Source organism: Sulfitobacter sp. 1A12157 (genome assembly GCF_043557345.1).
In the GTDB taxonomy this organism is placed as follows: domain Bacteria; phylum Pseudomonadota; class Alphaproteobacteria; order Rhodobacterales; family Rhodobacteraceae; genus Sulfitobacter.
Genome location: NZ_JBIFFV010000002.1, coordinates 208,469 through 234,475, shown reverse-complemented (window position 1 = coordinate 234,475; position 26,007 = coordinate 208,469). Strand labels below are relative to the sequence as shown.

At 63.1% G+C, this 26,007-nt stretch carries 26 protein-coding genes; 11 read left to right on the top strand and 15 right to left on the bottom strand.

Annotated elements, in window-relative coordinates; genetic code table 11:
* The 3 genes from groL to ACGYLC_RS05055 form a co-directional block, all read right to left on the bottom strand.
* Nucleotides 1-1,644 carry a chaperonin GroEL gene (gene groL / locus ACGYLC_RS05065; protein WP_394401766.1) on the bottom strand — a complete coding sequence of 548 codons (1,644 nt, stop codon included), beginning with the start codon at nucleotides 1,642-1,644 and terminating at the stop codon, nucleotides 1-3.
* Nucleotides 1,645-1,707: 63 nt separating this feature from the next.
* Entirely contained in the window at nucleotides 1,708-1,995 is a 288-nt protein-coding gene (gene groES / locus ACGYLC_RS05060) for a co-chaperone GroES (RefSeq protein WP_067267338.1), read from the bottom strand.
* A gap of 166 nt (nucleotides 1,996-2,161) precedes the next feature.
* A complete protein-coding gene (locus tag ACGYLC_RS05055; protein WP_394422013.1) occupies nucleotides 2,162-2,842 on the bottom strand; it encodes a DUF2161 domain-containing phosphodiesterase in 681 nt (226 codons plus the stop codon).
* Between the two features lie 198 nt (nucleotides 2,843-3,040).
* Between ACGYLC_RS05055 and ACGYLC_RS05050 the strand changes: the two genes are divergently transcribed.
* The 6 genes from ACGYLC_RS05050 (at nucleotide 3,041) to ACGYLC_RS05025 (ending at nucleotide 7,913) form a co-directional block, all read left to right on the top strand.
* Nucleotides 3,041-3,961, top strand: a complete 921-nt coding sequence (locus tag ACGYLC_RS05050) for a manganese-dependent inorganic pyrophosphatase (protein WP_394422011.1) — start codon at nucleotides 3,041-3,043, stop codon at nucleotides 3,959-3,961.
* A 50-nt stretch (nucleotides 3,962-4,011) separates the two neighbouring features.
* Entirely contained in the window at nucleotides 4,012-4,884 is an 873-nt protein-coding gene (locus tag ACGYLC_RS05045) for a TIGR01459 family HAD-type hydrolase (protein WP_394422009.1), read from the top strand.
* 89 nt (nucleotides 4,885-4,973) lie between these two features.
* A complete protein-coding gene (locus ACGYLC_RS05040; RefSeq protein ID WP_394422008.1) occupies nucleotides 4,974-5,417 on the top strand; it encodes a MaoC family dehydratase in 444 nt (147 codons plus the stop codon).
* Between the two features lie 62 nt (nucleotides 5,418-5,479).
* Nucleotides 5,480-6,412, top strand: coding sequence for a bifunctional riboflavin kinase/FAD synthetase (locus tag ACGYLC_RS05035; protein WP_394422007.1), 933 nt, complete (start codon nucleotides 5,480-5,482; stop codon nucleotides 6,410-6,412).
* Nucleotides 6,409-6,879, top strand: coding sequence for a YcgN family cysteine cluster protein (locus ACGYLC_RS05030; protein WP_394422006.1), 471 nt, complete (start codon nucleotides 6,409-6,411; stop codon nucleotides 6,877-6,879). Before ACGYLC_RS05035 ends, ACGYLC_RS05030 begins: the two co-directional genes overlap by 4 nt.
* On the top strand, nucleotides 6,879-7,913 hold the full coding sequence (locus ACGYLC_RS05025; RefSeq protein WP_394422004.1) for a threonine aldolase family protein: 1,035 nt from the start codon (nucleotides 6,879-6,881) through the stop codon (nucleotides 7,911-7,913). Before ACGYLC_RS05030 ends, ACGYLC_RS05025 begins: the two co-directional genes overlap by 1 nt.
* A 4-nt stretch (nucleotides 7,914-7,917) precedes the next feature.
* Here the strand turns inward: ACGYLC_RS05025 and ACGYLC_RS05020 are convergent, their stop codons facing one another.
* Together ACGYLC_RS05020 and ACGYLC_RS05015 are read right to left on the bottom strand one after the other, a co-directional pair.
* A complete protein-coding gene (locus tag ACGYLC_RS05020) occupies nucleotides 7,918-8,715 on the bottom strand; it encodes an alpha/beta fold hydrolase (RefSeq protein ID WP_394422003.1) in 798 nt (265 codons plus the stop codon).
* Nucleotides 8,712-9,308, bottom strand: a complete 597-nt coding sequence (locus tag ACGYLC_RS05015) for a 2-hydroxychromene-2-carboxylate isomerase (protein ID WP_067262740.1) — start codon at nucleotides 9,306-9,308, stop codon at nucleotides 8,712-8,714. The genes ACGYLC_RS05020 and ACGYLC_RS05015 overlap by 4 nt, the downstream gene beginning before the upstream one ends.
* Before the next feature lie 102 nt (nucleotides 9,309-9,410).
* Here ACGYLC_RS05015 and ACGYLC_RS05010 point away from each other — a divergent pair, with 102 nt between their 5' ends.
* Nucleotides 9,411-10,430 (top strand): ribose-phosphate pyrophosphokinase, encoded by a 1,020-nt coding sequence (locus ACGYLC_RS05010; RefSeq protein ID WP_067262737.1) that lies wholly within the window; start codon nucleotides 9,411-9,413, stop codon nucleotides 10,428-10,430.
* A gap of 75 nt (nucleotides 10,431-10,505) precedes the next feature.
* Here the strand turns inward: ACGYLC_RS05010 and ACGYLC_RS05005 are convergent, their stop codons facing one another.
* The 7 genes from ACGYLC_RS05005 to ACGYLC_RS04975 all read right to left on the bottom strand — a co-directional run bounded on the left by ACGYLC_RS05005 (nucleotide 10,506) and on the right by ACGYLC_RS04975 (nucleotide 16,901).
* A complete protein-coding gene (locus tag ACGYLC_RS05005) occupies nucleotides 10,506-10,856 on the bottom strand; it encodes an H-type lectin domain-containing protein (RefSeq protein ID WP_394422002.1) in 351 nt (116 codons plus the stop codon).
* Nucleotides 10,857-10,966: 110 nt separating this feature from the next.
* Entirely contained in the window at nucleotides 10,967-11,407 is a 441-nt protein-coding gene (locus ACGYLC_RS05000) for a F0F1 ATP synthase subunit epsilon (protein WP_394401797.1), read from the bottom strand.
* Between the two features lie 12 nt (nucleotides 11,408-11,419).
* Nucleotides 11,420-12,844, bottom strand: a complete 1,425-nt coding sequence (gene atpD, locus ACGYLC_RS04995) for a F0F1 ATP synthase subunit beta (protein ID WP_394401800.1) — start codon at nucleotides 12,842-12,844, stop codon at nucleotides 11,420-11,422.
* Between the two features lie 18 nt (nucleotides 12,845-12,862).
* Nucleotides 12,863-13,744, bottom strand: coding sequence for a F0F1 ATP synthase subunit gamma (locus ACGYLC_RS04990; RefSeq protein WP_394401803.1), 882 nt, complete (start codon nucleotides 13,742-13,744; stop codon nucleotides 12,863-12,865).
* A 15-nt stretch (nucleotides 13,745-13,759) separates the two neighbouring features.
* Nucleotides 13,760-15,298, bottom strand: coding sequence for a F0F1 ATP synthase subunit alpha (gene atpA / locus ACGYLC_RS04985; protein ID WP_394421999.1), 1,539 nt, complete (start codon nucleotides 15,296-15,298; stop codon nucleotides 13,760-13,762).
* Nucleotides 15,299-15,859 (bottom strand): F0F1 ATP synthase subunit delta, encoded by a 561-nt coding sequence (locus ACGYLC_RS04980; RefSeq protein WP_394421998.1) that lies wholly within the window; start codon nucleotides 15,857-15,859, stop codon nucleotides 15,299-15,301. It abuts the gene before it with no gap.
* A 295-nt stretch (nucleotides 15,860-16,154) separates the two neighbouring features.
* Nucleotides 16,155-16,901, bottom strand: a complete 747-nt coding sequence (locus ACGYLC_RS04975) for a class I SAM-dependent methyltransferase (RefSeq protein WP_067262215.1) — start codon at nucleotides 16,899-16,901, stop codon at nucleotides 16,155-16,157.
* 63 nt (nucleotides 16,902-16,964) lie between these two features.
* On the opposite strand from ACGYLC_RS04975, the gene gloB reads away from it, so the two are divergent.
* From gloB to ACGYLC_RS04960, 3 genes are all read left to right on the top strand, one after another.
* Nucleotides 16,965-17,732 carry a hydroxyacylglutathione hydrolase gene (gene gloB / locus ACGYLC_RS04970; protein ID WP_394421996.1) on the top strand — a complete coding sequence of 256 codons (768 nt, stop codon included), beginning with the start codon at nucleotides 16,965-16,967 and terminating at the stop codon, nucleotides 17,730-17,732.
* 175 nt (nucleotides 17,733-17,907) lie between these two features.
* Nucleotides 17,908-20,229 (top strand): ATP-dependent Clp protease ATP-binding subunit ClpA, encoded by a 2,322-nt coding sequence (gene clpA / locus ACGYLC_RS04965; protein ID WP_394401813.1) that lies wholly within the window; start codon nucleotides 17,908-17,910, stop codon nucleotides 20,227-20,229.
* Nucleotides 20,226-21,179 carry a M23 family metallopeptidase gene (locus ACGYLC_RS04960; RefSeq protein WP_394421994.1) on the top strand — a complete coding sequence of 318 codons (954 nt, stop codon included), beginning with the start codon at nucleotides 20,226-20,228 and terminating at the stop codon, nucleotides 21,177-21,179. Before clpA ends, ACGYLC_RS04960 begins: the two co-directional genes overlap by 4 nt.
* 15 nt (nucleotides 21,180-21,194) lie before the next feature.
* Here ACGYLC_RS04960 and ACGYLC_RS04955 read toward each other — a convergent pair whose 3' ends face one another.
* The 3 genes from ACGYLC_RS04955 to ACGYLC_RS04945 all read right to left on the bottom strand — a co-directional run bounded on the left by ACGYLC_RS04955 (nucleotide 21,195) and on the right by ACGYLC_RS04945 (nucleotide 24,933).
* Entirely contained in the window at nucleotides 21,195-23,132 is a 1,938-nt protein-coding gene (locus ACGYLC_RS04955; protein ID WP_394421993.1) for a peptidoglycan -binding protein, read from the bottom strand.
* Nucleotides 23,132-24,331 (bottom strand): biopolymer transporter ExbB, encoded by a 1,200-nt coding sequence (locus tag ACGYLC_RS04950; RefSeq protein ID WP_394421992.1) that lies wholly within the window; start codon nucleotides 24,329-24,331, stop codon nucleotides 23,132-23,134. The genes ACGYLC_RS04955 and ACGYLC_RS04950 overlap by 1 nt, the downstream gene beginning before the upstream one ends.
* A gap of 71 nt (nucleotides 24,332-24,402) precedes the next feature.
* Nucleotides 24,403-24,933 (bottom strand): gamma-glutamylcyclotransferase, encoded by a 531-nt coding sequence (locus ACGYLC_RS04945; protein ID WP_394421990.1) that lies wholly within the window; start codon nucleotides 24,931-24,933, stop codon nucleotides 24,403-24,405.
* Nucleotides 24,934-24,999: 66 nt separating this feature from the next.
* Here ACGYLC_RS04945 and ACGYLC_RS04940 point away from each other — a divergent pair, with 66 nt between their 5' ends.
* The gene (locus ACGYLC_RS04940) at nucleotides 25,000-26,007 is read left to right on the top strand and encodes a DUF2125 domain-containing protein (RefSeq protein WP_394421989.1); all 1,008 of its coding nucleotides are present in this window, start codon (nucleotides 25,000-25,002) and stop codon (nucleotides 26,005-26,007) included.

The window sequence follows — 26,007 nt, the reverse complement described above, 5'->3', positions numbered from 1 at the left end:
TTACATCATGCCGCCCATGCCGCCCATGTCGGGCATGCCGCCTGCGGGGGCTGCGCCCTCTTTGGCGGGCTTGTCGGCAACCATCGCTTCGGTGGTGATCAGCAGACCTGCGATCGAAGCTGCGTCTTGCAGTGCGGTGCGCACCACTTTCGCAGGGTCGATGACGCCGAATTTGAACATGTCGCCATATTCTTCGGTCTGAGCGTTGAAGCCGAACTTCAGGTCGTCGCTTTCGCGGATTTTGCCGGCAACAACCGAACCGTCCACACCAGCGTTCTCAGCGATCTGACGCAGCGGCGCTTCCAGCGCCTTGCGGACGATGGAGATACCGACGTTCTGGTCGTTGTTGTCGCCTGTGAGGCCTTCCAGCTTCTTGGCGCCTTGCACCAGAGCCACACCACCGCCAACGACGATGCCTTCTTGAACAGCGGCACGTGTCGCGTTCAGGGCGTCGTCAACGCGGTCTTTGCGCTCTTTCACTTCGACTTCGGTCATGCCGCCAACGCGGATCACGGCCACACCGCCTGCCAGTTTGGCAACACGCTCTTGCAGCTTCTCACGGTCGTAGTCGGAGGTGGTCTCTTCGATCTGGTTGCGGATCTGAGCAACACGTGCTTCGATCTCGGCCTTCTCGCCAGCGCCGTCGACAACGGTGGTCTCGTCTTTGGTGATCGACACTTTCTTGGCCGAACCCAGCATGTCCATGGTCACGGACTCGAGCTTCATGCCGAGGTCTTCGGAGATCACTTGACCACCGGTCAGAACCGCGAGGTCTTGCAGCATCGCTTTGCGACGGTCACCGAAGCCCGGTGCCTTCACAGCAGCAATTTTCAGACCGCCACGCAGCTTGTTCACCACGAGGGTCGCCAGGGCTTCGCCCTCAACGTCTTCGGCGATGATCAGAAGCGGCTTCTGGGACTGGATTACCTGCTCGAGCAGCGGCACCATCGGCTGAAGGCTCGACAGTTTCTTCTCGTGCAGCAGGATGATCGCGTCTTCCAGCTCGACAGTCATCTTGTCGGAGTTGGTGACGAAATAGGGGCTCAGGTAGCCACGGTCGAACTGCATGCCTTCGACGACATCGGTCTCGGTTTCCAGACCTTTGTTCTCTTCGACGGTGATCACGCCTTCGTTGCCGACTTTCTGCATCGCATCCGCGATCTGGCGGCCGATTTCACGCTCGCCGTTGGCGGAGATGGTGCCGACCTGCGCGACTTCGTCGCTGTCGGACACGTCGCGTGCAGCGGCTTTGATCGCCTCGACGACCTTGGCAGTCGCCAGATCGATCCCGCGCTTGAGGTCCATCGGGTTCATGCCAGCGGCAACCGATTTCATGCCTTCGCGCACGATAGCCTGGGCCAGAACGGTCGCGGTGGTGGTGCCGTCACCGGCTTCGTCATTGGTCCGGGAAGCGACTTCCTTGACCATCTGCGCGCCCATGTTCTCGAACTTGTCTTCCAGTTCGATTTCCTTCGCCACGGAAACACCGTCTTTGGTGATGCGCGGTGCGCCGAAGGATTTGTCCAGAACCACGTTCCGGCCTTTGGGGCCGAGTGTGACTTTCACCGCATCGGCAAGAATGTTCACACCCTTGAGCATCCGGTTGCGGGCATCGGTGTCAAATTTGACGTCCTTAGCAGCCATGTTGTCTTCTCCTAAAATCTTGGATTGATGTCAGCGTCGTCAGGGTTCGGCAAGCCGGGTGGCTTACGCGATGATCCCCATGATGTCGCTTTCTTTCATCATCAGCATTTCTTCGCCGTCGACGGTGACCTCTGTGCCGGACCATTTGCCGAACAGGATTTTGTCGCCGGGCGCGACGGCCATTTCGATCAGCTCGCCGTTGTCTTTGCGGGCGCCGGTGCCGACAGCCACGACTTCACCTTCGGAAGGCTTTTCCTTGGCGGAATCGGGGATGATCAGCCCGCCGGCGGTTTTCTCTTCGCTTTCTGTGCGCTTGACCAGCACACGGTCATGAAGCGGTTTCAATGCCATCTTTGCAGCTCCTTAAGGCTCAAAGTTACTCTTCCAAGCCACCCCCTCCGGGCGAGGGGTGCAGCCGTTAGCACTCGACCCATGTGAGTGATAACGATGCATAGCTAAGGAGCGGCCCGCGGCCTGTCAACAACGGCATCGAAAAATTTTGAGCGCATTGGAACCATTACCCGGCCCCCAAAACGCGCCCCGCAGTCGCCACGGCCTCGGCCCCCTTCGGGGTCAGGCCGTATATGCCTTTGTCGACCTTTTCAAACCAACCATAGTGATCGTCGCGCATCATGCGGGTCGCCGCAGAGACGCCGGTCGCGCGGGCCACATCCGCGCCTTTGCTTGCGCCCGCCTCAAACAGGTAGAGCGCGAGCTTCAGCGCATCCTGTCGGTAAGCCGTCACCAACCCCGCCCGGGTCTGGCCGCCGTCGTTCGGATCGCCCTGTCGCCGGGCAAACTCCCGCAAAAGCAGCGCCGCCCGTTTGGCATTCTTGCGCGGCGCATAGGGGCCGGGATCGCAATGCACCTCGACCAGCCCATCCGACAGCCGCACGGTGATTAGCCCCAGCCCCAACCGTCGCGCCAGCGTGACATTGTCCTTCACCGCCTTGGCAAAGCGTTTGCCCGGTTGGCGGGCCACGGCCAGATAGACATCATCCGCCACTTTCAACCGCGCCAGACATTGATGGAACAGCGTCAGCGAAAAACCGAGTTTCAGTTCCACCACCACCGGCGGTTCCCCCCCGCGCAGCGCGACCACATCCGCCGCGCCGACTTCGGCCTTCACCACATAGCCCTGATCTTCAAGGAAGGCTTTGATCGGCGGGTAAAGATCGGTTTCGCGCGGATTGCTCATGGCGCGCAACTTGCCCCATCGCGCGGCGCTATGCAAAGGGCGTCGCAGCTTGAAAGCGCCGCGCTATCCGCAAGGAAACGCACGCGGGCCGGGGCTCCTGCCCTCCCGCGCAATGCCGCATTGCAGCGCGCGCAGGTGACAAGCCTATTCAACCTGCTATAAGGCGCGCAAATCCACCCGAACAGACAGGACCGCCCCATGACAACGCTTGTTTTTGGCCATAAATCCCCCGACACCGACAGCACCGGCAGCCCGATCGTTTGGGCATGGTATCTTAATGAGATCAAAGGCATTCCCGCCAAACCCGTCCTGCTGGGCGAGCCGAATACCGAAGCGCTCTTCGTGCTCGACAAATGGAACCTCGAAAAGCCCGAAATCCTGACCGAGCTTGAGGCCGACACCAAGGTTGTCATCGTCGACACCAACAACCCCGCCGAACTGCCCGACAACATCAATGACGCCGACATCACCGGCATCATCGACCACCACCGTCTGGTGGCAGGGCTTGAGACACGCGGCCCAATCGAGATCAACATCCAGCCGCTCGCCTGCACCGCGACGATCATGTACAAGATGATCGGCAAGGATTGGGCGCAGGCCCCGCGCGGGGTAAAGGCCGCGGCCCTGTCCTGCATCCTGTCGGACACGCTTGAGTTCCGCAGCCCCACCACCACCCAGGAAGACCGCGCCATCGCCCATGACATCGCGCAGGATCTCGGCGTCGATATCACGGATTACGCGGCCGAAATGTTCGCCGCGAAATCCGATGTGTCTTCCTTCAGCGAAGCGGAACTGCTGCGCATGGACAGCAAGGGCTTCGACCTTGACGGCACCAACCTGCGCGTGAGCGTGTTGGAGACCACCTCCCCCGCGCCGCTGTTGGAGCGTAAGGACGCGCTGATGGCCGAGATGCCCAAAGTGGCCGAAGCCGACGGTGCCGCGCAGGTGCTTTTGTTCATCGTCGACATTCTGAAAGAAGAGGCGACCCTTTTGGTGCCCAACGACATGGTCAAACACATCGCCGAGCAGAGCTTCGGCGCTGAGGTCTCCGGCGACACGGTCGTGCTGCCCGGTGTGATGAGCCGCAAAAAGCAGATCATCCCGAACCTCAAGATGTAAGCCAAACGGGCGGGCCAAGTGCCCGCCCTCACTTTTTGAAAGGCCGCCCCATGACCCGCATTATCTCTGCCCTGCCCGACGTATCCGATCAATATGACGCGCTTTTCGTCGATCTTTGGGGCTGCGTGCATGACGGGCGCAAAGCGCTGCCCGCGGCGGTGGCGGCCTTGCAGGCCTATCGCAAGACCGGCGGCAAGGTCGTCTTGGTCACCAACTCCCCCCGCCCCCGCGGGGGCGTGGAGAAACAGTTGCAGCAATTCGGCGTGCCGCAAGACGCATGGGACAGCATCGCCACCTCCGGCGATTCCGCGCGCTCGGCGATGTTCCGGGGGGCCGTGGGCGAGAAGGTCTGGTTCATCGGCCATCCCAGAGAGCGCAAATTTTTCGAGCCGTTAACCATTCTGAAAGACCCGGTCGAGATCGAGACCGTCCCCCTGGCGCAGGCCGAGGGCATCGTCTGCACCGGCCCCGTCGATGCCATGGCCGACCCGGAAGTTATGCGCCCCGAGTTTGAGCAGGCCATCGCCCGCGGGCTGAAGCTGCTCTGCGCCAACCCCGATATCGTGGTCGACCGGGGCGAGGTGCGCGAATGGTGCGCCGGGGCGCTGGCCAAGCTCTATACGGAAATGGGGGGCGAAAGCCTCTATTTCGGCAAGCCCCACGCCCCGATCTATGACCTCGCCCGCCGCCGCCTTGCCGCGCTTGAGGTCGACATCCCCGACAGTCGCATCCTCGCCATCGGCGACGGCATCCTGACGGATGTCAAAGGCGCGATGGACGAAGGCATCGATTCGCTCTTCATCACCGGGGGGCTGGCCGCGGCGGAAACCGCCACGACCGAGCAGCCAGACGAAGCCAAACTCCGCGCCTATCTCGACCGCGAAGCATCGGCCCCGACCTATGCCATCGGGTTCCTGCGCTAACCCAGAAAGATCTTGATTTTCTGCGCCTGCGAAGTAATAAAGTTGCAACTCGGCGCAGCCTAGCGTCACTTTGTTACCAAGGAGCCGTCATGTTGGACAATATGCCACGCGGGACGATCTGCATCGAAGATATCGAAATCGGCATGTCGCGCCATCTGCGCAAGGTCGTGACCGATATGGATATCGAACTTTTCGCGCAGGTCTCGACCGACCGCAACCCGGTGCATCTGGATGACGACTATGCCCGCGAGACGATATTCGAGGGGCGCATCGCCCATGGCATGCTGACCGCCGGGCTGATCTCGGCGGTGATCGGGGAACAGCTGCCCGGTCATGGCACGATCTACCTTGGGCAATCGCTCAAATTCCTCGGCCCCGTGCGCCCCGGCGATATGGTGCTGGCCGAAGTCACCGTGACCGACATGAACATCGCCAAACGCCGCGTAAAAATGGACTGCCGCTGTACGGTCGACGGCAAACCCGTGCTGGCCGGAGAGGCCACGGTCCTCGCCCCCTCGGCCAAGCTGGACTGAAGGGGCGGTTTTCGCCGCCTGTGCATCTTGCTCTTGCCCCGTAGCACGGCTAGGCAAGGCGCATGCGGATCATCCGAGATTATCAATTCGTCGACCTGCCAGATCGCGGTGCCACCGCCGCGATCGGCAATTTCGATGGCGTGCACCTTGGCCACCGGTCGGTGATCGAACTGGCGCAGCAGGCGGCCCCCGACGCGCCCCTTGGCGTCGTCACCTTCGAGCCGCATCCCCGCGAATATTTCGCCCCCGACGCCCCGCCCTTTCGCCTGATGGGCCGCGAGGCCCGCGCGCATCGGCTGGAAAAGATCGGCGTCAAACGGCTCTATGAACTGGCCTTCAACAGCACGCTGGCGGGCCTCTCGCCCGAGGCTTTTGCCCGTGACGTGCTGCATGAAGGGCTGGGGCTGGCCCATGTGGTCGTCGGTGCCGACTTCTGTTTCGGCAAGGGCCGCGCGGGCACCGCCGACGATCTGATCCGCTTTGGCGCGCAATATGGCTTTGGCGTCACCATCGCCCCCTTGATGGCGCGCGATGAGCTGACCGTCTCCTCCACCGCCATCCGCAAGGCACTGACCCGCGGCGCGCCACGCGAAGCCGCCGCCATGCTGGGCCATTGGCACCGCATTGACGGGCCCGTGATCTCGGGCGAGCAGCGTGGCCGCGAGTTGGGCTTTCCCACCGCGAATATGTCCATCGACGGACTGCACCCGCCCGCCTTCGGCGTCTATGCCGTGCTGGTCGACGTGCTGGAGGGGCCGCATAAGGGCAGCTACCACGGGGCGGCCAGCATCGGCACCCGCCCGATGTTCGGTGAGAACAAAGCCAATATCGAGACCTATGTCTTTGACTTCAAAGGCGACCTTTATGGCGCCCCGCTCTCGGTCGGTCTGGTCGAACATCTGCGCGGCGAAGAGAAGTTTGACAGCCTCGATGCGCTGATCAGCCAAATGGGGCAGGACTGCGACCGCGCCCGGGCCATTCTGGCGGCGTTATGAGCGATCCGATCCCCCGCAAGGGTCTGACCCCGAAGTTCTGGGAGAAGAAACCCCTGACGGAGATGTCCCAGACCGAATGGGAAGCGCTCTGCGACGGATGCGGCAAATGCTGTCTCAACAAGCTCGAAGACGAAGACAGCGGCGAAGTGGTCCTGACCCGCGTCGCCTGTCGCCTGCTCGACGACAGCAGCTGCCGCTGCGTGCATTACGAGAACCGGCATGAATTCGTGCCCGATTGCATCGTGCTGCGCCCCGACAACCTTGATACCCACGCCTATTGGATGCCGCAGACCTGCGCTTACCGCCTGCTGTGGGAGGGCAAGCCCCTGCCCGAGTGGCACCCGCTCAAGACCGGCACGCCCGACAGCGTGCATGACGCCGGGGTGAGCGTGCAATTTGATACCGTGTCCGAATTTGATACCCCGTTCGAAGAATGGGAAGACCATATTATCGAGGAGCCCACCTGATGTTTTTCGCCTCTGACAATGCCGGCCCCGTCCATCCCAAGGTGATGGAGCGCGTGATCGCCGCCAATACGGACTACGCGATGCCCTACGGCAAAGACCCGATCATGGATGAGGTCCGCGACCAGATCCGGCAGCAGTTCGAGGCACCCGAGGCCGAGGTCTACCTCGTCGCCACCGGCACCGCGGCCAATGCGCTGGCGCTGGCTTGCTACACCCAGCCGTGGCAGACGATCTTCTGCTCCAAGGTCGCGCATATCGAAGAGGATGAGTGCAACGCGCCCGAGTTCTACGCAGGTGCGGCCAAGCTGACGCTGGTGGAGACCGAAGACAAGATGACCCCCGAGACCCTGCGCCGGGCCATCGTCGCGCGGGTGGCGGGCGACGTGCACACGCCGCAACGCGGCCCGGTGTCGATCACGCAGGTGACGGAACGCGGCGGGGTGCACAGCCTTGGAGAACTGCGCGCGCTGACCGCGGTGGCCAAGGAATACGACCTGCCCGTCCATATGGACGGCGCGCGTTTTGCCAATGCGCTGGTGGCACTGGGCTGCACCCCGGCTGAGATGACGTGGAAATCGGGTGTTGATGTGGTGAGCTTTGGCGGCACCAAGAACGGCTGCATGGGCGTCGAAGCCGTGGTGTTCTTTGACCCCCAAAAAGCGTGGGAGTTCGAGTTGCGCCGCAAGCGCGGTGCGCATCTCTTCTCCAAACACCGGTATCTTTCGGCGCAGATGGCGGGCTACCTTGCGGAAGGGACATGGTTGGAAACGGCCAAGACAGCCAATGCCAATGCAGCCCATCTTGCCCAAGGGCTACGCGCGGCGGGGGCGGAATTCCTGCATGAGCCTGCGGCGAACATGATCTTCGCCCGCTTCCCCCGCGCCATTCACCGCAAGCTGCACGAAGCAGGCGCGCGCTATTATCTGTGGAACGGCACGCTCGACGGCGATGACGACGAGATGGTCGCGGCGCGTATGGTCTGCGACTGGTCGATCAGCCGTGAGCGGATCGACCAGTTCCTAAGCCACTTCTAGACGTTTACGCCAGCGGCACGTCCTTCAGGAAATCGCGGATCGCCTCGGCGACCTCGGCGGCATGGGTAATGGGCACCATATGCCCTGCCCCCTCGACCGAGACGCGCCGTGCGTCCGGCAAGCGGCGCATCAGCGACGCGTTGATCGCATGGGCCGCTTTGGGAGAGGCCCTGCCCTCGACCAAAAGCGCGGGCATCGACGCACGGTCGAACATGCCCGGCGCCAGCAACCCCGCGCTATCCTCCCCCAAAAAGAGCGAAGAGGCGGGGATGAAGCCGATGCGATCGACCATATAGGCGCGGGTTGGCGCGGGGATTTGATCCCATTTCGTGCCATCGCCCCAAACGCGGTTGAACAGCCGCGCGGCGGTTTCCGCGTCTCCCGTTGCCAGTGCCGCCTCAAAAGCCGCGTTCTGCTCGTTGTATTCGGCCATCGCCTCGGGATCATCCTGTTTGGCGGCGGCGAAATAGACCGGCTCGATCAGGGTAATGCTACGCACCAGTTCAGGATGCTCGATCGCCAAACGCATGGCCACCGTCGCCCCAAAGGAATGGCCGATCAGGTCCATCGGCGCTTCGAGCAGGCTCAGCGCCATCTCTGTCGCCACGTCGTGGATATTCCCCTGCCCGTCCCAATCGCCCGACCGCCCGTGCATCGGCAGGTCGAAAGCACGCAGGGTCAACTCATCCGACAGCGCCGCCCCGATCCCCCGCCACGCGCCGGAATGCGCCAGCGAGCAGTGGATCGCCAAGGCCGGGCGCGGGCCGTGACCAAACCGACGCGCGTTGATCTCTGGGGTCACAGCTTGCCCCCGAGGTGCAGATCGAGGTCTTCCAAACGGTCCTGCCCCCAAAACTTCTGATCGCCGACGATATAGAACGGCGCGCCAAAAACCCCCTGCGCCACCGCCTCTTCAAGGTTCGCGGCATAGGTCTCGGCGCCTTGCAATAACCCGCTGTCGGCCAGAGCCGGATCGAACCCCGCCTCGCTCAGACAGGCGCGGACCACATCGTCATGGCCGATGTCCTTTTCCTCGGCCCAGACCGCGCGGGTGATGGCATGGGTCAGCTTGCCCAAATCGCCCCCGCCCGCATTCTGCGCCGCAATGACCGCATAGGCCGCGGGCGCGCCATTCGTCGGCCAATGCGCGGGCTTGAGGTTGAACGGCAGGCCCAGCTTGCGCGCCTGCCGCGGCAGGTCTTGGGCGCGGTATTCATTCCGGCTGGGATGACGCTCTGCCGGGGGCAGCCCGCCGGTGCGCGGGAATGCTGCCACGATGTCGAAAGGTTTGTAAACGATCTCGGCCCCGTGCTTTTCGGCAATCGCCTCAAGCCTGTTCCCGGCGAGGTAGCAATAGGGTGACAGCGTTGCGAAAAAATAGTCGATCCGGGCCATTTGGCTCTCCTTCGGGGGCGGTGCAGCTTTGCCCGACCGTAAGCGCATGCTAAGCGGTGTCAACGTCACGAATCTGCAACCTACCGCTGCCCCGGAGCTCCTATGCCACGCACTTCAGAACCTAAACTGATCTCAGGCAATGCCAATATGCCGCTTGCCAAGGCCATCGCGCGGCGCATGTCGCTGCACCGCGGCGTCAATGTCGGCCTTGTCGACGCACGGGTCGAGCGGTTCAACGATGGCGAGATTTTCGTCGAGGTTTATGAGAACGTGCGCGGCGAGGATATGTTCATCATCCAGCCCACGTCGAACCCCGCGAACGACAACCTGATGGAACTGATGATCATGGCCGACGCGCTGCGCCGGTCCTCGGCCGCGCGGGTCACGGCCGTGCTGCCCTACTTCGGCTACGCGCGCCAAGACCGCCGCACCAAGGCGCGCACCCCGATCACCGCCAAGATGGTCGCCAACATGCTGACCGGCAGCGGGATCGAGCGGATCCTGACGATGGACCTGCACGCCGCGCAGATCCAAGGTTTCTTCGACATTCCGGTCGACAACCTCTACGCCTCCCCGATCTTCGCGCTGGATATCAAGGACGCTTTCAAAGACCGTATGGATGAGTTGATGGTCGTCAGCCCCGACGTCGGCGGCGTGGCCCGCGCGCGCGAACTGGCCAAGCGGATCAACTCCCCCCTGTCGATCGTCGATAAACGTCGTGAAAAGGCCGGCGAAGTGGCCGAAATGACCGTGATCGGCGATGTGAAGGGCAAGACCTGCCTGATCGTGGACGACATCTGCGACACTGCGGGCACGCTCTGCAAAGCCGCCGAAGTGCTGTTGGAGAACGGCGCCAAGGAAGTGCACTCCTACATCACCCACGGTGTCATGTCCGGCCCGGCGGTCGAACGTGTGGCCAATTCCGTCATGAAATCGCTTGTCATCACCGACAGCATCGCGCCGACCCCTGCGGTTAAGAAAGCGCCGAACATCCGCATCGTGCCCACCGCGCCGATGTTCGCCCAAGCGATCCTGAACATCTGGAATGGCACCTCGGTCTCCTCGCTGTTCGAGGCGGAAACGCTGGGCCCGATCTATGACGGGATGTATGCCGCGAGCTAGGCCTTGTGCTGTGATCTAGGGTTGGCCCCAGCGGGCCGCCCACCCCTGCTAGGTCCCTCTCCCAGCATGACGGGCCTAGCCGATGACCCAGTCATCTTCCTCCCCCAGTGATCCGATTGCCGTCCACGCCAGCCGCGCGCGTGCCACGCGGGTGTCGCCCCATGTGCGGAACACCAGGTCAAAGCCTGCCTCGGTCACCGCCTCGGCGCAGATATCGGCGCGGGTGACGGTGCTGGCGTCGATGTCCCACAGCGACATCGTGACCTGAACATGGGGCGGCTCTCGGAAGGGTTCTGAAAAGCTGATCCGACGGCGGCGTTCACGCTGGCCATGGCCCGTCCACATCGAACCACCGTCCTCGAACTCGGAAAACAGCATCACATCGCCGTTGTCCACGCCGATGGTATGGCTGCGCAGTCGTCTCATATTCCTAGCCTGCCCGCTTTTGTAATCACCGCACAATGATGCCGCAGCAGAGAGAGGCAGAAAAGCAAAAAGCCCCGCCAAGGCGGGGCTTTTCACTGATTTTCAACGCATTACAGGTTGGGCTGTTTGCTCGACAACCCGATGTGATCGCCCACGGCAACCATATCGGCGAGCAGCTTGGCGGCGTCATCCACGGGACCGGGCTCATTCTCCCAGTTGTCCTTGGCGCGGGTGTAGACGGCATGCGCCTCTGCCACCATGCTGTCCATCTGCTCCTGCGTCATGTCGGCACGCGCCACGGCACGTTCCGCCAGCACAGACACGCCGCCCTGACCGCCGATTTCGGCGAAGCCGCCGGTCACGACGTATTCGGTCGTGCCCTCCGGCCCTTCCACGCGCAGAAGGCCCGGACGCAGGGTGGTGATGGTGGGCGCATGATCGGCCATGGCCGTCATGTCGCCCTCGGTGCCCGGAATCTGCACGGCCGTCACCTGCATCGATGCCAGCCGCCGTTCCGGCGAAACGAGGTCGAATTGCATTGTGTCTGCCATTGTCAGCGCTCCTTAAGCGGCGTCTGCCGCCATTTTCTCGGCTTTCGCCTTCACTTCGTCGATGCCGCCAACCATGTAGAAGGCACCTTCGGGCAGGTGGTCATACTCACCGGCAACCACGGCCTTGAAGGACGCGATGGTTTCTTCCAGCGGCACCTGAACGCCGTCGGACCCGGTGAAGACCTTAGCCACGTCGAAGGGCTGGCTGAGGAAACGCTCGATCTTACGGGCGCGGGCCACGGTCAGCTTGTCCTCTTCCGACAGTTCATCCATGCCGAGAATGGCGATGATGTCCTGAAGCGATTTGTAGCGTTGAAGCACCTGCTGCACGTCTGTCGCCACCTTGTAGTGCTCGTCGCCGATGATCAGCGGGTCGAGCAGACGCGAGGTGGAGCCGAGAGGGTCAACCGCCGGGTAGATGCCCTTTTCCGAGATCGAACGGTCGAGAACCGTTGTCGCGTCGAGGTGCGCAAAGGAGGTTGCCGGCGCGGGGTCGGTAAGGTCGTCCGCGGGAACGTAGACGGCCTGAACCGAGGTGATCGAGCCGTTCTTGGTCGAAGCAATACGCTCCTGCATGACGCCCATGTCGGTCGCCAGTGTCGGCTGGTAGCCCACAGCGGAAGGAATACGGCCCAGAAGGGCAGACACTTCGGAACCGGCCTGCGTGAAGCGGAAGATGTTGTCGACGAAGAACAGAACGTCGGAACCGGATTCGTCGCGGAACTGCTCGGCCAGTGTCAGGCCGGTCAGGGCGATCCGCATACGCGCGCCCGGAGGCTCGTTCATCTGGCCGTAGACCAGCGCAATTTTCGAATCCACGAGGTTGTCGGGAACGATAACGCCGGATTCGATCATCTCGTGGTAGAGGTCGTTGCCCTCACGGGTCCGCTCACCCACGCCCGCGAACACCGAGAGACCCGAGTGCACTTTGGCGATGTTGTTGATCAGTTCCATGATGAGAACGGTCTTGCCCACGCCGGCACCGCCGAAGAGGCCGATCTTACCACCCTTGGTGTAGGGGGCCAGCAGGTCGATGACCTTGATGCCGGTGACGAGGATCTCGGTCTCGGTCGACTGGGCCGCGAACTCGGGCGCTTCGCCGTGAATGGCGCGGGAGTTGTCCGCGTTGACCGGGCCTTGCTCGTCCACGGCTTCGCCGGTGACGTTCATGATGCGGCCCAGGGTCGCGTTGCCGACGGGCACGCGGATCTGGTCACCGGTGTTGGTCACCGACTGGCCGCGCACGAGGCCCTCGGTGGCGTCCATCGCGATGGCGCGTACGGTGTTTTCGCCAAGGTGCTGCGCCACTTCGAGAACCAGCGTCTTGCCTTGGTTCTCGGTGTGGAGCGCGTTGAGAATCTCGGGCAGTTCGCCCTCGAATTGAACGTCAACGACAGCGCCGATGACCTGTGTGATTTTACCGACAGCTTGTGCCATGTCGTGTCTCCGATTTGCTTACAGCGCTTCCGCGCCGGAAATGATTTCGATCAGCTCGTTGGTGATGACGGCCTGACGCGTGCGGTTGTACTCGATGGTCAGTTTCTCGATCATCTCGCCCGCGTTGCGTGTGGCGTTGTCCATCGCCGACATCCGGGCACCCTGTTCGGATGCTCCGTTCTCCAGCAGGGCCGAGAAGATCGCAGTGGCGACCCCGCGCGGCAGAAGGTCGGCCAAGACCGCCTCTTCGCTGGGTTCATAGTCGAACAATGTGGACGCTGCGCTGTCGTCGCCTGCTTCGCCGTCGAATTTGGCGGGGATGATCTGCTGCGCCGTCGGCGTCTGCATGACCACGTTAACGAACTTCGCGTAGAAGATCGTCGCCACGTCGAATTCGCCCGCGTCAAAGCGGTTCAGCACGTCTTGCGCGATGTTCTGCGCGTCGCCATAGCCGATCTTTTTGACTTCGCTGAGGTCAACATGGCCCACCAGATGAGCGCCCAGATCGCGGCGCAGCGCGTCGCGGCCCTTCTTACCAACGGTGAGGATCTTCACCTCTTTGCCCTGGGCCAGCAGATCGCGCGCATGGGCCTTGGCCTTCTTCGCGATGTTGCTGTTGAAGCCGCCGCACAGTCCGCGTTCGGCGGTCATGACCACCAGCAGATGCACCTTGTCTTCACCCGTGCCGCTGAGCAGCTTGGGCGCGCTGTCGGAGCCGCCGACACTGGCCGCGAGCCCTGCCATCACGGCATTGAACCGCTCAGAATAGGGACGCGAAGCCTCGGCAGCCTCCTGCGCGCGGCGAAGTTTCGCCGCGGCAACCATTTGCATGGCCTTGGTGATCTTGCGGGTCGATTTGACCGACGAGATCCTGTTCTTCAGGTCCTTGAGATTTGGCATTGCCTTATCTCCCGTTTAAGCGAAGTCGGCGGCGAAACCGTCGATGGCGGCTTTGATCTTCTCTTCCAACTCGCCTTTGACCTTGCGGTCGTTGTTGGTGATGTCCTTGAGAAGGTCGTCGTGCTTGCTGCGCAGATGCGCGAGCAGGCCCGCCTCGAAGCGACCGACTTCCGACACGTCGACCTTGTCGAGGTAGCCGTGGGTACCGGCGTAGATCACGCAGACGATTTCCGAGTTGGTCAGCGGCGCGTACTGCGGCTGCTTCATCAGTTCGGTCAGACGCGCACCACGGTTCAGCAGCTGCTGGGTCGCGGCATCGAGGTCGGAGCCGAACTGGGCGAAGGCCGCCATCTCGCGGTACTGGGCCAGCGACAGTTTCACCGGACCGGCGACCGAGGACATCGCCTTGGTCTGAGCCGAGGAGCCCACGCGGGACACCGACAGACCGGTGTTCACGGCGGGGCGGATGCCCTGATAGAACAGTTCGGTCTCAAGGAAGATCTGACCGTCGGTGATCGAGATCACGTTGGTCGGAATGAAGGCCGACACGTCGCCACCTTGGGTTTCGATGATCGGCAGCGCGGTCAGAGAGCCGTTGCCGGCCTCGTCACCCAGCTTCGCCGAACGCTCGAGCAGGCGGGAGTGGAGGTAGAAAACGTCGCCCGGGTAGGCTTCGCGGCCCGGCGGGCGGCGCAGCAGCAGGGACATCTGACGGTAGGACACGGCCTGCTTGGAAAGGTCATCGTAGATGATCAGCGCGTGGCGGCCGTTGTCGCGGAAATGCTCGGCCATCGCGGTGGCGGCATAGGGCGCGAGGAACTGCATCGGCGCGGGCTCGGAAGCGGTCGCGGCCACGACGATGGAGTAGTCGATTGCGCCGGTCTCTTCGAGCTTCTTCACCAGCTGCGCCACGGTCGAGCGCTTCTGGCCGATCGCGACGTAGACGCAGTACATCTTTTTGCTCTCGTCGTCGCCGGCGGCTTCGTTGACCTGAGCTTGGTTCAGCATCGCGTCGAGCGCGACGGCGGTCTTGCCGGTCTGACGGTCGCCGATGATCAGCTCACGCTGGCCACGGCCGATCGGGATCATCGCGTCCACGGATTTGAGGCCGGTTGCCATCGGCTCGTGCACGGATTTACGCGGGATGATGCCCGGCGCCTTCACGTCGGCGATACCGCGCTTGGTGGCGCCCAAGGGGCCCTTGCCGTCGATGGGGTTGCCCAGACCGTCAACAACGCGGCCCAGCAGTTCGTCACCGATTGGCACGTCCACGATGGAGTTGGTGCGCTTGACGGTGTCACCTTCGGTAATGTCGCGGTCGGAGCCGAAGATAACGACACCCACGTTGTCGGCTTCGAGGTTCAGGGCCATGCCCTGAATGCCGCCGGGGAATTCGACCATTTCACCGGCCTGAACATTGTCCAGACCATAGACGCGGGCGATACCGTCACCGACGGAGAGAACGCGACCCACTTCGGCCACTTCGGTTTCCTGACCGAAATCCTTGATCTGGTCCTTCAGGATCGCAGAAATCTCTGCTGCTTGGATACCCATTTATCCGACCTCTTTCATTACATTCTGGAGGGAATTGAGCTTGGAGCGGATCGAGGTGTCGATCATCTTCGAGCCCACTTTGACGACAAGACCGCCGATGAGGCTTTCATCAACGGTCGCATGAAGTGATACTTTTTTGCCGGTGGAAGCGGTCAGCGATTTCGCCAGCTTGTCCGACTGTGTCTTCGTCAGTGCCTTGGCCGTTGTGACCTCGGCAGTGATTTCGCCTTTGGCTTCGGCAATGATCTCGCGCAGCGCTTTGACCAGCGCGGGCAGCGCGAACAGGCGGCGCTTTTGCGCCATCAGTTGCAGCGTGTTCGCCATGGTCTTGGTCAGGCCCATCTTTTCGGCCAGCACCTTGATCGCCTGTTCCTGCTCTTCGCGGGTATAGAGCGGCGAAGTGGTCAGGCGGCGAAAATCGTCGCTGTCGTTCAATGCCGCTTCAAGCGCGGTAAGATCGCCCTCGATGGCATCAACCTGATTGGCCTCGCGGGCCAGATCATACACGGCTGTCGCATAACGTTCCGCGATACCGGTGGAAATGGAAGCAGGTTCGGACACGTCCATCCTCTCGTTCAATAAGCGCCGGATATGCGAATATGTCGCGTCACCAGCAGTTGGCGCGGCTTGAAGTTACCCAAGACGTCTAAATCAGGGGCGATGTAGCAGACAGGTTCGCGCCCGGCAACACAGTATAGGCAGGTAATGTCGCGGCGTGCTGCAATATTGCAAGGGCTGCGGCTAATCGCGGCTCTTTGCCGCAGAAAAATGCCAGCCCATTTATCACCCGGGGCGGATCCACGAATCCAGCTCCCTCGCCCACCGCATGGGCAAAGTCTACAAGGCGCTGAGGTGTTTAGACCGGTTTCGCCTGCGGCTCTGCCATGCCCTCCAACACCCCGATGGCGCGCCTTGCGGTGCTGCGTTGCGGACGGCCCCGTGGCGGGTAAACCAGTTTCGTGGCCTCCACCAAGATCGCGCCGCCGCCCATCATCGTCGGCATCTGACGTCCGATTTTCTCGAACAAAGGCGCCGATTTCATCCAGATTCGCTGCTGCGACGGGAATTGATACAGCGCGCCAAGGTGCCGTTCGGGCAGGAACTGATGCTTGCGCAACTGCGTCTCCAGCTGGCCCGGCGAATAGGGCCGCCCATAGCCGAACGGGGTGCGGTCGCGCCGCGCCCACATGCCCGCACGGCTTGGCACGATGAACAGCGCCTTGCCCCCCGGCCCCAGCACGCGCCAGCATTCGTCGAGCAGCTCACTGGGCCGCTCAGAAGTTTCGAGCCCATGCATTAGCACCAGCTTATCCACCGCCCCCGTCTCGACCGGCCAAAGCGTCTCTTCCGTCAGGACCGAGGTGTTGGGCATCCCCGCAGGCCAAGGCATCACCCCCTGCGGGCCGGGCATCAAGACCATCACCCGCCGCGCATCCGCCAGATAGGGGCGCAGCAGGGGCGCGGCAAAGCCAAAGCCGACAACGGTCTGCCCCTTCGCCTCGGGCCACAACTCCAACAACCGCCCGCGCAGGGATTTCTGCGCCGCACGTCCCAACGCGCTGCGATAATAGAAATTGCGCAGATCCTGTACATCAAGATGCATTGCAGCCCGCCTTGGTGAGTGTCACTCTTGCCGGACCATAACAACACAGCGAGGTAAGACGCCATGGCCTTTGATCTGGTCACGATTCCCTGTCTGTCGGACAACTACGCCTTTCTGCTGCGTGACCATGACAGCGGCGCGGTGGCGCTGATCGACGTGCCCGAGGCCGCGCCGATCATGGCAGAGCTTGACCGCCGCGGCTGGACGCTGAGCCAAATCTGGTTGACCCACCACCACCCCGACCACGTTCAAGGTCTGGCCGAACTGCTCACCCGCTTCCCCGCCGAGGTGATCGGTGCCAAGGCCGATGCCCACCGCCTGCCCCCGCTCGACCGGGCGGTGGCCGAGGGTGACAGCATCGAGTTGGGCGCGCTTGCGGCCCAGGTGCTCGACGTATCGGGCCATACCGTGGGCCATATCGCCTTTCATCTGCCCAAGGCCAAGGCGGCCTTCACCGCCGACAGCCTTATGGCGCTTGGCTGCGGTCGCCTCTTTGAAGGCAGCCCCGCGCAGATGTGGGAAAGCCTGCAAAAGCTGGCCGCCCTGCCCCGTGACACGACGATCTGCTCAGGCCATGAATATACCGCTGCCAACGCAAAATTCGCCCTGACCGTTGATCCGGACAATGCCGCCCTTATATCAAGGGCCAAGGACATCGACAGCGCCCGCGCCAAAGGGCAGCCGACCGTCCCCTCGTCGCTTTCACTGGAACTAGAAACCAATCCCTTCCTGCGCCCCGGCGACCCGGCCATCCGCGCGACCTTGGGGATGCCAGACGCCACCGACACGGAAGTGTTCACCGAAATCCGCAGGCGAAAAGACCAGTTCTGAGCGCCTGCAATCATGGCTCAAAGTCCTCGCTCACGGCAAATGTGACCGATTCGGACCAGAATCTTCTTGAAGATGGGCGATGATCAACCAAACTCTAATACTATGAGGCCATGGTCGGACCGGGGCCTGAGACATCTCAGCACCTCACCGACCCCGATCGAAAAGGAGCACGCCCGTGCCTTCATTCTCGACTACACTTGAGCAGGCAATCCACGCGGCCCTCGCGTTGGCCAATGCCCGCCGCCACGAATTCGCAACGCTTGAACATCTGTTGCTGGCCTTGCTCGATGAACCCGACGCCGTGCAGGTCATGAAAGCCTGTTCCGTCGATGTCTCCGACCTGCGCGATACGCTGGTCGAATTCGTCGACGATGACCTTAGCAACTTGATCACTGACATCGACGGTTCCGAAGCGGTGCCGACGGCGGCCTTCCAGCGCGTGATCCAACGCGCCGCGATCCACGTGCAATCCTCGGGTCGGACCGAGGTGACGGGCGCCAACGTGCTGGTCGCCATCTTTGCCGAGCGTGAGAGCAACGCCGCCTATTTCCTGCAAGAGCAGGATATGACCCGCTATGACGCGGTAAACTTCATCGCCCATGGTGTCGCCAAAGACCCGGCATATGGGGAATCCCGCCCCGTCACAGGCGCGCCCGAGGCCGAGGAAGAGGCCCAAGGCGTCACCGATGGCGACAAGAAGGAATCCGCGCTGGCCAAATACTGCGTGGACCTCAACGCCAAGTCCCGTGAGGGCGACATTGACCCGCTGATCGGCCGCGAGGGCGAGGTTGAGCGCTGCATTCAAGTGCTCTGCCGCCGCCGCAAGAATAACCCGCTTCTGGTGGGGGATCCGGGTGTTGGCAAGACCGCCATCGCCGAAGGTCTGGCGCGCAAGATCGTCGCCGGCGAAACGCCTGAGGTGCTGGCCAATACCACGATCTACTCGCTCGACATGGGCGCCCTGCTCGCAGGCACCCGCTACCGCGGTGATTTCGAGGAGCGGCTCAAGGCCGTGGTGACCGAGCTTGAGGATCACAAGGACGCCGTGCTCTTCATCGACGAGATCCACACCGTGATCGGCGCCGGTGCCACTTCCGGCGGGGCGATGGATGCCTCCAACCTGCTCAAGCCCGCGCTTCAGGGCGGCAAACTGCGCACCATGGGCTCCACCACCTATAAGGAGTTCCGCCAGCATTTCGAGAAGGACCGCGCGCTGAGCCGCCGGTTCCAGAAGATCGACGTGAGCGAGCCTTCGGTCGAAGACGCCACAAAGATCCTGAAGGGTCTCAAGCCCTATTTCGAGGAGCATCACAGCGTCAAATACACCTCCGACGCGATCAAGACCTCGGTGGAACTGGCGCATCGCTACATCAACGACCGCAAGCTGCCGGACAGCGCGATCGACGTGATCGACGAAGCCGGTGCCGCGCAGCACCTCGTCGCCGCCTCCAAGCGCCGCAAGACCATCGGCACCAAAGAGGTCGAGGCCGTGGTGGCCAAGATCGCCCGCATTCCGCCGAAGAACGTCTCCAAGGACGACGTGGTGGTGCTGAAGGATCTGGAAAGCTCGCTCAAGCGGGTGGTCTTCGGTCAGGATGCCGCGATCGAGGCGCTGTCTTCGGCCATCAAACTCTCCCGCGCGGGCCTGCGCGAGCCGGACAAGCCCATCGGCAATTACCTCTTCGCTGGTCCCACTGGCGTGGGTAAAACCGAGGTCGCCAAGCAGCTGGCCGATACGCTTGGCGTGGAACTGCTGCGTTTCGACATGTCGGAATATATGGAGAAACACGCGGTCAGCCGTCTGATCGGCGCGCCTCCGGGCTATGTCGGCTTCGATCAGGGCGGCATGCTGACCGATGGCGTGGACCAGCATCCGCACTGTGTGCTGCTCTTGGACGAGATGGAGAAGGCGCATCCGGACGTCTACAACATCCTGTTGCAGGTGATGGACCACGGCAAGCTGACCGATCACAATGGCCGCACGGTGGATTTCCGCAATGTGGTGCTGATCATGACCTCCAACGCGGGTGCCTCCGAACAGGCCAAAGCGGCTGTAGGCTTTGGCCGCGACCGCCGCGAGGGTGAGGATACCGCCGCGATCGAGCGGACCTTCACACCGGAGTTCCGCAACCGTCTGGACGCGGTGATCTCCTTCGCGCCGCTGCCGAAGTCGGTGATCCTGCGGGTGGTCGAGAAGTTCGTGCTGCAACTCGAAGCGCAGCTGATGGACCGGAACGTGACCATCGAACTGTCGAAGAAAGCCGCCGAATGGCTTGCCGACAAGGGCTATGACGACAAGATGGGCGCGCGCCCCCTGGGCCGTGTGATCCAAGAGCACATTAAGAAGCCGCTGGCCGAGGAATTGCTCTTTGGCAAGCTGGCCAAGGGCGGTGTCGTTAAGGTCGGTGTCAAGGATGATGAGTTGACGCTCAAGGTCTTGGGCAGCGAAAGCAAGCGTCTTTCCGGTGACCGGCCCCCGCTGCTCACCGCGGAATGATCTATCGGGCCGCACTGGCCCTGATCCTCTCCTCCGCCAGCCCTGCGCTGGCGGAGGATTTGCAACTGGCCTTTCCGCTGGATTGCACCCTTGGGCGGGACTGCCACATCCAACAATATATGGACCGCGACCCGAGCGACGGCGCAGAGGACTACCGCTGTTCCGGCCTGACCTATGACGGCCACAAGGGCACGGATTTCGCCCTGCCCGACCGGGCGGCGATGGCCACGGGCGTCACCGTGCGCGCGGCAGCGGCGGGGGTGGTCAAAGGATTGCGGGATGGGATGCCAGATGGCGCGCCGCTTTCAGAGGTTGAAGGGCGCGAATGTGGCAATGGCGTGGTGATCGACCTCGGCGAGGGGTGGGAGACGCAGTACTGCCACCTGAAACGCGGCTCGCTCCGCGTGCAGGAAGGGCAAGAGGTGGCGGTCGGCGATGCGCTCGGGTTGGTCGGTCAGTCCGGCAAAGCGGCCTTTCCGCACCTGCACCTGTCGCTGCGCCATCACGGCACGCCCGTCGATCCATTCGCCCCCGAAGGCCCCAGTTGTGACACCGAACCGCGCAACACCCTCTGGCAAGACCCCCCGCCCTACCGCCCCGGCGGGCTGATTGCGCTTGGCTTCGCCGACCGCGTGCCCAGCTATGATGAGATCAAAGCGGGAGAGGCTCATCGCGACAGCCTGCCCAAAGATGCGCCTGCCTTGGTCATCTACGGCTACAGCTACGGCACGCGGAAGGATGACGTGCTGCGCCTCAGCCTCGCCGGTCCGAAGGGCAGCGTGATCGAAAGGGATGTGGTGATGGAAAAGCCGCAGGCGCAATCCTTCCGTGCGATCGGCAAACGCGCGGCTTCTGCGCCATGGGCCGCCGGGCGCTATACAGGCAAGGTTACCCTGCTGCGCGAAGGCCGTGTGATCGACGAAAAGACCGGCGTTCTGACCCTGCGATAGGTCCGGGGTGCCCGCTTACTTCTCGGTAAACTTCAGCTCGATCCGCCTGTTCTGCGCCCGCGCGGCTTCGGTATTGCCCTCGGCCACGGGCTGATACTGGCCAAAGCCGTTGGCAGCCAAACGATCCGGCGCGATGCCGAGGAAATTGACCATATATTTGACCACCGACAGCGCCCGCGCTTGGCTGAGCTCCCAGTTGTCCGCAAACTCCCCAAAGCCGGACAGCGGCACATTGTCGGTATGACCATCGACGCGGATCACCCAATCGATCTCGGGCGGGATCTCGTCCACCACGCTGCGCAGGATGCCCGCCACCTTGGCAATCTCACCCTGCCCGTCTTGGCTCAGCACCGCACTGCCCGGCGCGAACAGCACCTCGGAGGAGAAGACGAAACGGTCGCCTTCGATCCGCACCCCCTCCTGATTGCCCAGCAGATCACGCAACCGGCCAAAGAATTCCGAGCGGTACTGGGCGAGGTTCTTGCTCTCTTCCTCAAGCCGCTTGCGCTCGGCCGCTTCCAACTCGGCGCGGCGGCGTTCCTCTGCCGCGACCCGCGCCAGCGCGGTGTTCAACTCGGAGCCAAGAGACTGCAATTCCACCGATTTCGCCGCATCCCGCGCGATGGCGTCATCAAGCAACGCCTGTAGGTTGCCCAGTTGCGCGCGCAGTTCCGCGACTTGCTGGTTCAGCAATTCGGTCTGCCGTTGCGCGGCGGCGCTCACGGCTTTTTCCTCGGCCAGCGTCTCTTCGGCTTGGGCCAAAAGGGCCGCGCGGCGTTCGGCGGCGGTGGTCTTATCCTCGGCCAAGGTCTCGGCGGCGAGTTTTGCCGCCAGCGCCTGCGCCAGACGTTCGCGCAGGTCCGACTGCGTGCCGCTCAGCGCCGCGCCCTCCTCCTCAAGGGACTGCACACGGGCCAGCGCCTCGGCCAGACGGGCGTTCAAGGCCTGCTCGGTCGCCTCGGCCTGCGCCAGCCGCGTGCGCAGCTCCTCTTCGGTGCCTTCCGCGGCTTCCAACTCCTCGGCCAGGGCGGCGCGTTCGGCCTCCAGACCCGCGCCGCTCTCCTCCAGCCGCTCCATCCGCAGCAGTGCTGCGGCAAGCTCACTGTCAAGATCGCTGCGCGCCGCGCGGGCGGCCGCCAAAAGGGTCAGCGTCTCTTCGGCCTTCTTGCGCTGCGCCTCAAGCGAAAGGGTCATGGCCGTCAATTCCGCATCCGCATCCTCTAGCCGGTCGCGCAGCGCCTGCGCCGCTGCGGCTTCGGCCAAACGCGCGGCTTCCTCGGCGCTCAGCGCCTCTTCGGTCTCCGCCACCTCGGCATTGAGGGCGGCGACTTCGGCCTCGGCTTCGGCGTTTTGCGCCCGCAAATCGGCCACCAGCGCGTCCAGCGCCTCGCGTTTCGCGGCGGCAAGCCGGGCCGTTTCCGCCTGCGCGTCGATCTCTTCCCGCGCGGTGCTGAGCGCGAGGTTCAGTGCCTCTTGCTCATCCAAGAGCGCGGCTTCGCGGGTTTCCAAGTCACCGATACGCGCCTGATCTTCGGCCTGCGAGGCCAAGAGCGCGGCCACCCGCGCCTCAAACCCCGTGATCTCGGCCTCGGCCGCTTGCAAGGCAGCCGCCTGCGCGTCGCGTTCCGAGGTCAGCCCGGCGATCACCGCCTCTTGCCGCGACACCTCATCACGCGCGTCGTTCAGTGAGGCATTCAGCGCGCCGAGCCGCGCCTCCAACCGCGCGGTGGTCCGTTCCTCGACGCCAAGCGCGTGGGCAAGGGCCGCGACCTCTCCGGCCAGTTCGTTAAGCTCGCTTTCCTGCCCGCTGATCCGCTCAGTCAGGACGAATTGCACCACCATGAAGATGGTCAGTACAAACATCAGAACCAGCAAAAGCCCGGTCATCGCATCGACGAACCCCGGCCAGATGGAGCCCTGAAACCGTGCGCCTGTCCGCCGGGAAAGTGCCATTACTGGTCCCCGCCACCGGAGGTATCGCCCGCCCGCAGGCGGCGGGTCTCAGGGGCGCGTTGCCCGGAAAGCGCCTTGGCCAGCAAAGAGATATCCTTGCGCAATTCGGCCATGGTTTCCTGACGCCCGGCTGAGATTTCTTCCAAGATACGCAGCATCTGCACGTCGATGGAGCGCAGGCGCATCCGGCTTTCCGCGTCGATCCCTTCGCCCGCGACCTGACCTTCGAGCGTGGCGATCAACCGGTCCTGCCCGTCGGCCACCCGCTCCAGCGCGCTGTTGGTGGACGTGTCATGCTCCATCCGAGTGGTCATCCGGTCCACGGCATCGGCCAGCTTGCCCAGCTTGTCGTCGACCATGGCGCGGCTGACGTCAGATTGGGTGAACATCTGCTGCATCTCGGCCATCTGTTCGACCATCTGGTCCATCACGCTGGCCATGATGTTCTGATCGCTCACATCATCGCCCGAGGTCAGCCCGACCCGCGTGATGGAACTCAGCCAATCTTCCAACTCTTGGTAAAACCGGTTCTGCCCATGCCCCGCAAAAAGCTCCAACAGCCCCACGACGAGAGAGCCCGCAAGCCCCAGAAGCGAAGAGCCAAAGGCCACGCCCATGCCGCCCAGTTGCGCCTCAAGCCCGGTCATCAGACGGCCAAAGACATCGACACCCGCCTCTCCCTCACCCGGGGCGAGGGAGCGGATCGTGTCGACCACTGCCGGAACGGTCGTGGCCAGCCCGTAAAACGTTCCCAGAAGGCCGAGGAAAATCAACATATTGACGATATAGCGCGTGATCTCGCGCACTTCGTCGATACGCGAGGCGACGGAATCGAGGATCGACCGGGTGGAGGTCGTGCTGACCTGCATCCGCGCACCGCGCTGGCGTAGAAGCGACGCCAAGGGTGCCAGCAACTGCGGCGGCTTGGCATCGGGTTCGGCATTGCCGGCGGCAAAATCCTCGATCCAGCGGACCGAGCCGATAAGCTGCATCACCTGATAGAAACAGGCCAGCACACCGACGATGAAGACAAAGATGATGACCCCATTCAGCCATGGGTTCGCGGCAAAGATCGGCAGCACCCGCGGCAGCGCCAAAAACACCCCTGCTCCCGTAAGGCCGAGCGCGATCAGCATCAGAGAAATCTGACGCACCGGTTGTGAAAACTGCGGTTTTGCCTTGCGGTCTGGCTGTGCCATGCGGCCTTTCCTGACCCTTTGTTCTGCTCTTGCCGCAGCCTACACTGAAACGGCAAAGAGTTGCCAAGTTTTTATGAGGTCAAAGCCTTCACCCGATCATGCAACCACTCCAACGCGGGGTCATGCAAGCCCACTTCGGACAGATGCACGGCGGTGTTGATCAAATACTCGGTATTTGGTCCGCGTCCGCCTACGGCGCGGGCAATGATCTGCGCTTGTTCTTCCAAGGGCAGCCCGCCGCAATATTGATCATGCGCCGCGTCGATCACATAGGTCACCGCCTCCACGTCGCGGCCATCGGTCAGTTGCACGGTGAGGTTTTTCTCGACATAGGCCGAGGAGATCAGCTCACGTTCGCGCAGGTACTCCAGCGTCTGCGCCTCCTGCCCCGCAGCCACCCGCATCGCCATGCCTTCGCAGGCCGAGCGGACGGATTCGTCGAGCGCCAGTACCAGCCCCGGCTGGTCGACCGTGCCCCGGTGATGGATCGAGCGCATGCAGAACGATCGCGCATAGCCCGGCAGCGTGGCGATCACGCTTTCCGCCACCTCGAAACCGGGGTTCCACAAAAGGCTGCCATAGCCAAATACCCACATTGTCATCCTGCTGGTCCTTTCTGCTGGCCTTCGGTAAACCGCATCTGAAGCACGATTTGAAGGGCTATCGAAATGCGGAAATTGGTTTGGCTGCTGATTGTGCTCGCCGCACTTTGGGGCGCGTGGTGGGCCGCCGCCACGGCGCAGATGCAAAGCACGCTCACCCGCTTGCTCGACACCCGCCGCGCGGCGGGCTGGGAGGTGACGCTCAAAGAGATCGACAAAGCGGGCTTCCCCCTAACCTTGCAAAACCGGGTGAGCGGGTTGGCCGTGGCGGACCCGACCCGTGGTCTGGCATTCGAAGCCCCGCAGCTTGATCTCTCCGCCCCGGTCTGGTGGCCCGGTGATCTCTCCGCCCGCGCGCCCGTTGCGGCTGCCGACCTGCCCGCAGGGGCGCTGCCCCTGACGCTGAAGATGCGCGATCTGCGCGCCGATCTGGAACTCCACCCCGGAACCTCGCTTCAGCTGGAGGCGATGGAGCTTCGCAGCACGCATCTTGAGGTCGACGGCCCCGACGGGCTGCTGCTGAAGGCCGAAGAGCCGCGAATGCGGATCGCGCAATCGGGCAATGCGGCGCGGGACTATGACATCGCGCTGCTGCCCGGCGGCATCACCCCCGGCCCCCTGCTGCGCAAGGTCTTGGGCGATGGCACAGGCCAGCCCGGCGGTCAGCCGATGCTGTCGGCACGGATGGCCGTGACCTTTGACCGCCCGTTGGACCGGCACAGCGCGATGGCAGGCACCCTGCCACAGATCGACGCGCTGACGGTTGAGAATGTGGATGCCGCTTGGGGCGAGGTGGCTTTGGGCGCCGAGGGAGCGCTGACCTTTGACGCTGCGGGCATTCCCGATGGGGTGCTGAGCCTGCGCGTCACCAATTGGTCCAGACTGCTCGACGCGGGCGAACGCGCGGGCTTTCTGCCGCCGTCGATGCGCGGGCAGGTCGACACCATGCTGCGGCTGTTGGAAGCGCGGGGCGGCACGCCGGGCGGATTGGACTTCGACCTGATCTTTACGGACGGTCAGATGATGCTGGCGGGGATCCCGCTTGGCCCCGCACCGCGGTTGATCCAACCCTAA

Excerpts from the sequence above, each read along its gene's own strand:
- groL (WP_394401766.1), bottom strand. The coding sequence starts at position 1,644 with ATGGCTGCTAAGGACGTCAAATTTGACACCGATGCCCGCAACCGGATG.
- groES (WP_067267338.1), bottom strand. The coding sequence starts at position 1,995 with ATGGCATTGAAACCGCTTCATGACCGTGTGCTGGTCAAGCGCACAGAA.
- ACGYLC_RS05055 (WP_394422013.1), bottom strand. The coding sequence starts at position 2,842 with ATGAGCAATCCGCGCGAAACCGATCTTTACCCGCCGATCAAAGCCTTC.
- ACGYLC_RS05050 (WP_394422011.1), top strand. The coding sequence starts at position 3,041 with ATGACAACGCTTGTTTTTGGCCATAAATCCCCCGACACCGACAGCACC.
- ACGYLC_RS05045 (WP_394422009.1), top strand. The coding sequence starts at position 4,012 with ATGACCCGCATTATCTCTGCCCTGCCCGACGTATCCGATCAATATGAC.
- ACGYLC_RS05040 (WP_394422008.1), top strand. The coding sequence starts at position 4,974 with ATGTTGGACAATATGCCACGCGGGACGATCTGCATCGAAGATATCGAA.
- ACGYLC_RS05035 (WP_394422007.1), top strand. The coding sequence starts at position 5,480 with ATGCGGATCATCCGAGATTATCAATTCGTCGACCTGCCAGATCGCGGT.
- ACGYLC_RS05030 (WP_394422006.1), top strand. The coding sequence starts at position 6,409 with ATGAGCGATCCGATCCCCCGCAAGGGTCTGACCCCGAAGTTCTGGGAG.
- ACGYLC_RS05025 (WP_394422004.1), top strand. The coding sequence starts at position 6,879 with ATGTTTTTCGCCTCTGACAATGCCGGCCCCGTCCATCCCAAGGTGATG.
- ACGYLC_RS05015 (WP_067262740.1), bottom strand. The coding sequence starts at position 9,308 with ATGGCCCGGATCGACTATTTTTTCGCAACGCTGTCACCCTATTGCTAC.
- ACGYLC_RS05010 (WP_067262737.1), top strand. The coding sequence starts at position 9,411 with ATGCCACGCACTTCAGAACCTAAACTGATCTCAGGCAATGCCAATATG.
- ACGYLC_RS05005 (WP_394422002.1), bottom strand. The coding sequence starts at position 10,856 with ATGAGACGACTGCGCAGCCATACCATCGGCGTGGACAACGGCGATGTG.
- ACGYLC_RS05000 (WP_394401797.1), bottom strand. The coding sequence starts at position 11,407 with ATGGCAGACACAATGCAATTCGACCTCGTTTCGCCGGAACGGCGGCTG.
- atpD (WP_394401800.1), bottom strand. The coding sequence starts at position 12,844 with ATGGCACAAGCTGTCGGTAAAATCACACAGGTCATCGGCGCTGTCGTT.
- ACGYLC_RS04990 (WP_394401803.1), bottom strand. The coding sequence starts at position 13,744 with ATGCCAAATCTCAAGGACCTGAAGAACAGGATCTCGTCGGTCAAATCG.
- atpA (WP_394421999.1), bottom strand. The coding sequence starts at position 15,298 with ATGGGTATCCAAGCAGCAGAGATTTCTGCGATCCTGAAGGACCAGATC.
- ACGYLC_RS04975 (WP_067262215.1), bottom strand. The coding sequence starts at position 16,901 with ATGCATCTTGATGTACAGGATCTGCGCAATTTCTATTATCGCAGCGCG.
- gloB (WP_394421996.1), top strand. The coding sequence starts at position 16,965 with ATGGCCTTTGATCTGGTCACGATTCCCTGTCTGTCGGACAACTACGCC.
- ACGYLC_RS04960 (WP_394421994.1), top strand. The coding sequence starts at position 20,226 with ATGATCTATCGGGCCGCACTGGCCCTGATCCTCTCCTCCGCCAGCCCT.
- ACGYLC_RS04955 (WP_394421993.1), bottom strand. The coding sequence starts at position 23,132 with ATGGCACTTTCCCGGCGGACAGGCGCACGGTTTCAGGGCTCCATCTGG.
- ACGYLC_RS04950 (WP_394421992.1), bottom strand. The coding sequence starts at position 24,331 with ATGGCACAGCCAGACCGCAAGGCAAAACCGCAGTTTTCACAACCGGTG.
- ACGYLC_RS04945 (WP_394421990.1), bottom strand. The coding sequence starts at position 24,933 with ATGACAATGTGGGTATTTGGCTATGGCAGCCTTTTGTGGAACCCCGGT.
- ACGYLC_RS04940 (WP_394421989.1), top strand. The coding sequence starts at position 25,000 with ATGCGGAAATTGGTTTGGCTGCTGATTGTGCTCGCCGCACTTTGGGGC.